General features: G+C 30.8%; 1 protein-coding gene (only partly in view). It reads left to right on the top strand.

What is annotated here, in order from left to right; translation table 11 throughout:
- Window positions 1-7,666, top strand: partial view of an amino acid adenylation domain-containing protein gene (locus tag ACKTTQ_RS05580; protein WP_408048624.1) — the 3' portion only. 2,747 nt of this gene lie to the left of the window's left edge; only the last 7,666 of its 10,413 coding nucleotides appear in the window; the start codon falls outside the window, past its left edge; its stop codon occupies window positions 7,664-7,666.
- Window positions 7,667-7,713: the final 47 nt, after the last annotated feature.

Below are 7,713 nucleotides of genomic sequence, written 5' to 3'. Positions count from 1 at the left end.
GTTTTTAGGACGAGAAGATCATCAAGTAAAAATACGAGGACATCGAGTAGAGTTAGAAGGAATCGCTTCTGTATTAAGAAAGCCAGAATCAATAGAGGATATTCATGTTTTAGTTTATAAAGATGAAGCTGATAAAGAATTGTTATTATGCTTTGTGGTATTAAGTACTATAGGTTTAAATCATGATGAGGGTTCAATAACAGAGTTGTTGCATGAGTTGAGTAAGTCTGAATTACCAACATATATGCATCCATCACAATATTGTATAGTAGAAGAGTTTCCTCAGAACTTAAGTGATAAGGTAGATGTAAAGAAGTTGTTATCAATATATGAATCAGAATTTTCAGGAGAACGATCAATTCAAATAAATAATTATGTTTCTCCACGTAATGAGTTAGAAGAACACTTGGTGAATATTTGGCAAGAATTATTAGGAGTTTCACAAGTAGGAGTTTATGATAATTTCTTTGAATTAGGAGGGCATTCTTTATTGGCTACACGTTTAGTGTCAACAATTCGTAGAGAATTGGAACTTGAAATAGCGATAAAAGATGTTTTTGTTTATTCAACTATAAATGACTTAGGAATACACTTGTCAAAAAAATCTGAGGGTGTATTATTACCAGTTATTGTTTCTCATAGAAAAGAAGGACGAATTCCATTATCATTTAGTCAAGAGCGATTATGGTTCTTAGATCAATTGCAAGGTAGTGTAGAATATCATATGCCAGTTGTATTAAAGTTAAAAGGAAAAATAGATGCTTCTATTTTAGAAATGACGTTAAAAACAATTATAGAGCGTCATGAAGTATTACGTACTGTTATAAAATCCGAAAATGGTATTGGATTTCAGGAGGTTATTTCTTCCGAGAATTGGTATTTACCTGAAGGTAAATTAGAAAAAGAAAGTGTTGAAAAAACAATTTCCAATTTTATGGAGTCTCCTTTTGATTTGGAAAATGATTATATGCTAAGGGCTAAGATTTACCATTTAGAAGACGATCAATGTTTGTTAGCGATGGTGTTTCATCATATTGCAAGTGATGGTTGGTCAGAAGGTATTTTAATAACTGAATTTGAAGAAATATACAATTCGTTAAAATTAAATAGAAATACTGAATTACAAAGTCTAGAATTGCAATATGCAGATTATGCAGTGTGGCAACGTGAATATATAGAAGGAGCTGTATTAGATAAACAATTAACTTATTGGGAAGAAAAGTTAAAAGGAATAACATCTTTGTCATTGCCTACAGATTATCCAAGGCCTTCTATTCAAAGTACTGAAGGTTATAGTGTCGATTTTAAGTTAGATAAAGAAGTAAGCAAAGCAGTAAAAGAGTTGTGTAAAGAAGAAGGGGTTACATTGTTTATGGTATTACTCGCTGCTTTTAAGGTTTTATTATCAAAATATAGTGGACAAGAAGATGTCTGTGTTGGTACACCAATAGCTAACAGAACACAATCAGAGTTAGAAGGAATGATTGGGTTCTTTGTAAATACTTTAGCACTTCGTACTGATTTGAATAATAATCCTAGTTTTAAGGAAGTATTAAAGGCAGTAAAAAGTACAACTTTAGAAGGGTATGATAATCAACTAGCTTCTTTTGAAAAAGTAGTAGATAGAGTAGTTGATACAAGAGATATGAGTATGTCTCCATTATTTCAAGTTCTATTTATTTTACAAAATACACCTCAAGACTCAGAAATAAAACTAGAAGAATTATCTGTTTCTGATTATGAGTATAAAGAAGTTACTTCGCAATTTGATATTACATTAAATGTTGAAGAACAAGCTTCAGATATTATTTTGAGTATGGGGTATTGTACAGCGCTTTTTAAAGAGGAAACTATTAAAAGCATGTTGGTTCATTACCAAGAATTGTTAAGGAGTATTATTACAAATAAAAATCAAAGCATAAATAAATTATCCATATTAACTACTGCAGAAAAAAATGAATTAAAAATTAATTTTAATAATACTTCAGTTGATTCTCCTAAAGAGAAGACATTAGTTGATTTGTTTAGAGAGAATGTAGGTAGAACACCAGATAAAGAAGCGATTATATTTGAAGGAGTTTCATTGACTTATAAACAATTAGATGAAGAATCTAATAGATTGGCTAATTATATTTTATCTAAACATAAAGTTGCTTTAGAAGATTTAATTGTAGTAAAATTAGAAAGAAGTAATGATCTTATCATAAGTTTTTTGGCTGTTTTGAAAACAGGAGCAGCTTACCTACCTATTGACCCTAATTACCCACAAGAACGTATTTCATATATTGAAAAAGATAGTAAAAGTACCATAGTTATTGATAAAGAGTTTTTGGATCTCTTTAAAGAAGAAAAAGCAAATTACCTTTCAAGTGCACCAGAAATAGAAATAACAAAAAAATCTTTAGCATATGTAATTTATACATCAGGTTCTACAGGGAATCCAAAGGGTGTTATGATTGAGCATAAGGGTATTGTGAATACTGTTTATACACAAATTGACGCTTTAAATATTAATGAGAAAACTCATTGTTTGCAGTTTGCTAGTTCATCTTTTGATGCATCAATTTGGGAAATATTCTTACCACTTTTAAGTGGGGCAAAGTTGTTTATTATTGAAGAAGACAAAAAATCTGATTTAGATTATTTTGCAAATTATTTAAGTGAAAATAATATAACTATAGCAACATTACCTCCTGCTTTTGTAAAGCTAATGCCTATTGATTCTTTACGTTCTTTAGAAGTGTTAATAACAGCAGGGGAGCAAGCTCCACTTGATGAAGCACTTGAATTTGTAAATGAGGGAGGAAAATATATTAATGCCTATGGACCAACAGAAACAAGTATATGTGCTACTACTTTTCAAGATGATTTTACAGATAAAATTCCTATTGGTAAGCCTATAGGAAACACAAGTGCTTATATTTTAAGTGATACTCAACAATTACTTCCAAAGGGTGTTGTTGGAGAATTATGTATTGGAGGAGCAGGATTAGCACGAGGCTATATTAATAGAGAAGAATTAACAGAAGAAAAATTTATAGCTAATCCTTTTGTTAAAGGAGAACGTATATATAGAACAGGAGATTTAGCAAAGTGGTTACCAGATGGAAATATAGAATTTTTTGGTAGAACTGATGATCAGGTTAAAGTTAGAGGGTATCGTATAGAATTAGGAGAGATAGAGGCAGTTTTATCAATGCATTCTGTAATTAAGAACAATTGTGTATTAGCTGTTAGTGATACTGAAGGTACTAAAAGGCTGGTAGGTTATATAGTAAAAGAAGGTCTTGTTGAGAATGAGGAAATAGAAACTTATTTAAAAACAAAGCTTCCTGAATATATGGTTCCAACAACTTGGGTAAGTTTAGAAAAAATGCCATTAACAAGTAATGGTAAAATTGATAAAAAGAGTTTAGAGAAAATCGAATTATCTGGTATATCTCAACAAGAATACGTGGCTCCAAGAAATGAGATTGAAGTAAAACTTGTTAAAATATGGGAAGAGTTATTAGAAGTAGATAAAATAGGAATACACAATAACTTTTTTGAGCTAGGTGGTCATTCATTATTGGCAACACGATTAGTTTCTATGATTCGTAGTGAATTAAAATTAGAAGTAAAAATCAAAGCTATTTTTGAACATACAACTATTGCTAATTTAAGTATTCATTTAGCTGAATCATCAAAAACACTCTTACCAGCATTAGTAGTTCAAGAAAAAACAAACGATATACCATTATCATTTAGCCAAGAACGTTTATGGTTTTTAGATCAGTTACAAGGAAGTACTGAATATCATATACCTATAGTACTTAGATTAAAAGGAAAATTGAGTATAGAGAATATTGAAAAATCATTAAAAACTGTTATTGAAAGACACGAGGTTTTAAGAGCGGTAATATATGCTAAAGAAGGTGTTGGCTATCAACAATTTTTAGAATCAGAAAAATGGAATTTAATCACACATTTATTAGATGAAAAAAATGAAGAGGAAGTAATAACTTCATTTTTAGAAGAACCATTTAATTTATCGGAAGATTTTATGCTTCGTGCCTGTCTATATAATCTTGGAGATAATAATTATGTTCTAGCTTGTGTAATTCATCATATTGCTAGTGATGGATGGTCTCAAGGTGTTTTAGTGTCAGAATTTATGAGCACATATAAAATGCTACAAATCAAAGAAGAGCCAGTATTACCAAAGTTGAAAATTCAATATTCAGATTATGCTCTTTGGGAACGAAAATATATTGAAGGAGAAATTTTAGATACTCAATTGTCATATTGGGGAAATAAATTAAAAGATATTATACCTTTAATATTACCAACGGATTATATACGACCATCAATACAAAGTAAAGAAGGAACTGCAATTCAGTATGAGTTAGATAAAGATTTAACAAAAGCTTTAGTTGATTTTAGTAAAAAAGAGGATGTTACTTTATTTATGACATTGCTGGCAGGATTTAAAGTTTTACTATCTAGGTACAGCGGTCAAGAAGATATTTGTATTGGAACAACAATAGCCAATAGAACACAGTCTGATGTGGAAGATATGATTGGCTTTTTTGCAAATACATTAGCATTAAGAACTGATTTAAAAGGAGCTTTGATTTTTACAGAAATTTTATCTAGAGTTAAAGAAACAACTTTAGAGGGTTATGAGCATCAGCAAACACCTTTTGAAAAGGTTGTAGATCGTGTTGTTGATGATAGAGATATGAGTATGAGTCCAATATTCCAAGTGTTGTTTACACTTCAAAATACTCCGGAAGAAAAAGAAGAAATAGAACTAGAAGGAATAACTTTTTCACCATATGAATACGAAGCGAATACATCACAGTTTGATTTAAATTTAACAATAGAAGAAAATGAATTAGGATTGTCGTTAGATATGGAGTATTGCACTGATTTGTTTAAAGAAGAAACAATTAATCGCTTTTTGCTTCATTATCAAGAGTTGTTGAAAAATATAATTACTGGTGCTGATCAAGAGGTAAAGAAATTGTCTTTTTTAACAAAAGAAGAAGAGCATCAATTATTACATATTTTTAATGATACGCATGTAAATTATCCTTTAGATAAAACATTTGTTGAGCTCTTTGAGGAACAGGTTCAAAAAGCGCCAAACTCTATAGCGGTTTCTTTTGGAGAAAAGAAAATTACATATAAAGAGTTAGATCAAGAAACCAATCAATTAGGATATTACTTAGAAAGTATAGGGGTTAAAGAAAATGATTTAGTAGGAATATGTTTAGATCGTTCTGAAAATATGCTGATAGGTATATTAGGAATCTTAAAAGCTAAAGGAGCATACGTACCAATGAAACCAGATTTTCCTGAGGCACGAATAGAGCATATATTTGAAGACGCTCAATGCAATGTAATATTGGTAGATGAGAAAGGAAAGGATGCTATTGGTGAGTTGTCGAATAAAATAAACATGGTAATGCTATCAGAAAGTGATAAAATATACCAAAGTCAACCTCAAGTACCGCTAAAAGTAAAAAGCAAGCCATCTTCATTAGGATATGTCATTTATACATCTGGAAGTACAGGAAAACCCAAAGGAGCAATGATTACGCAACAAGGAATGTTAAATCATTTACTTCTTATGATAGATGAATTAGAAATGGATGCTACTAGTGTAGTTGCATTTACAGCACCATTTACTTTTGATATTTCTGTTTGGCAAATGTTAAGTGGTTTGTTATGTGGAGGTAAAATAGAAGTGTATAGTGAGCGTCAAATATCTGATCCATTCATATTACAAGAGTCATTATACAATGAAAATGTTAGCATACTTCAATTAGTACCTTCATATGTTTCTGAGTTGTTAAATGCTAATTCAGAAAAGAAGCTAGAAAAATTAAAATATTTCTTAGTAACAGGTGAAGCTGTTCAGTATTCATTATTATCTAAGTGGTTTGAGTATTATCCATCTGTAGCAGTTGTAAATGCTTATGGCCCAGCTGAAGCTGCTGATGATGTAAGTTTACATATTATGAGAGAATTACCTAGTGAAGGAATTGTTTCAATAGGTAAACCTGTAGCAAATATGCAGTTGTATATTGTGGATACTTCAAGTAATTTATGTGCTTTAGGAGTTGTTGGTGAAATATGGGTAGGAGGTATTGGAGTTGGACAAGGTTATATTAATGATAAAGAAAGAACAGTAAAAAGCTTTATTGAAAATCCTTTTATAAAGTCAGAAAGTAAAGTATATAAAACTGGTGATTTAGGAAGGTGGTTACCAGATGGAACCATAGAGTTTTTAGGAAGACAAGACGATCAAATAAAAATTAGAGGATATCGTATTGAGTTAGGAGAAATAGAAAATATATTATCACAAGAACCTACAGTTAACAGTTGTTGCGTTATAGCTAAGCCAGATTCTTTAGGTAATAATAGATTAGTTAGTTATGTTGTAACTGAAGGGGATTTTGATAGACTATCAATACAGAATTATTTAAAAACCAAGCTTCCTGATTATATGGTTCCACAAGTTTGGGTAAATTTAAATGAAATGCCATTAACTAAAAATGGTAAAATTGATAAAAAAGAGTTACCAGAACCAATAGTTTCTTCTGTTTCTGCAATTGATGATGAAGGACCAAGAAATGAAATAGAAGAAAAATTAATAGTTATTTGGCAAGAATTATTAGAAGTTGAAAAAGTTGGGATCAATGATAGTTTTTTTGAACTTGGCGGGCATTCAATACTAGCAATTCAAATGGTAGTTAGGATGAATGATGTATTACCAAGAGAAATAACGATTGCACATATATTTGAATATCCAAGTATAGCTTCTTTGCGTGAATATTATGCAACCGACGTTGAGTTTAAAAAAGATGTTTTAGTGGCTTTACAAAAAGAAGGAACAATGAAACCAATATTTTGTGCACCACCAGCTGGAGGAGACTCGATGGGATATTCTAAGTTGTCAAAACAATTAGGTAATGAACAGCCTTTGTATGGATTTCAATGCCCTGGTTTAGATGGGAAAACGCCTTACATAGAAACTGTAGAGGAACTTGCTACTTTGTTTATAAATGAAATGCAAACTGTTGATCCTGAAGGGCCGTATCGTTTAGCAGGATATTCTTTTGGAGGTGATATTATTTATGAGATGATGCAACAATTATATCGTAATGGGTTTGAAGTAGAAGAGTTGTTTGTATTTGAAGCTGTAGCACCAGATTTTATTGAGGAAGATGAATTAGATGATAAAGCGTTTAATCAAGTAGCACACTTTTTAGTAGAGGAAATAAACGGGTTATTTGATACTAATATTGAAGTTGATAGTAAAATGTTAAGGGGAAAAACAAAAGAAGAACAATTAGAAATTGTTTTTGATTTGGCTAAAGAGTCTCCAAACTTAGAGGCTATTGAAGAGCAAATGCGAGGTAGAGTTAATGTTTTTATAGCGAATAACTTATCTAATTATATTCCTAAGGATATAGAAAAGAGAGATGTGCCTGTGTATGTATTTAAAACTATAGAAGAAGGCATAGAAGGAGAACTTGGCTGGCAAAAATTCATGGATAGAGAGGTAACGGTATTTTCGGTTCCTGGTGATCATGGAACGATGTTAGAAGAACCGCATGTTCAATCGATAGCAACTCACATGAAGCAACTTTCTGTAAAAGAATTTGTAACTGCTTAATTAAAAAAGCAAAATTGTTTTTTACTAATTCTTTCTGATTTTTTAAA

It is taken from the genome of Tenacibaculum halocynthiae (assembly GCF_964512825.1).
Classification (GTDB): Bacteria; Bacteroidota; Bacteroidia; order Flavobacteriales; family Flavobacteriaceae; genus Polaribacter; species Polaribacter halocynthiae.
Note: the sequence above shows the minus strand (reverse complement) of the source record. Positions and strands in the feature narration are given on the sequence as shown.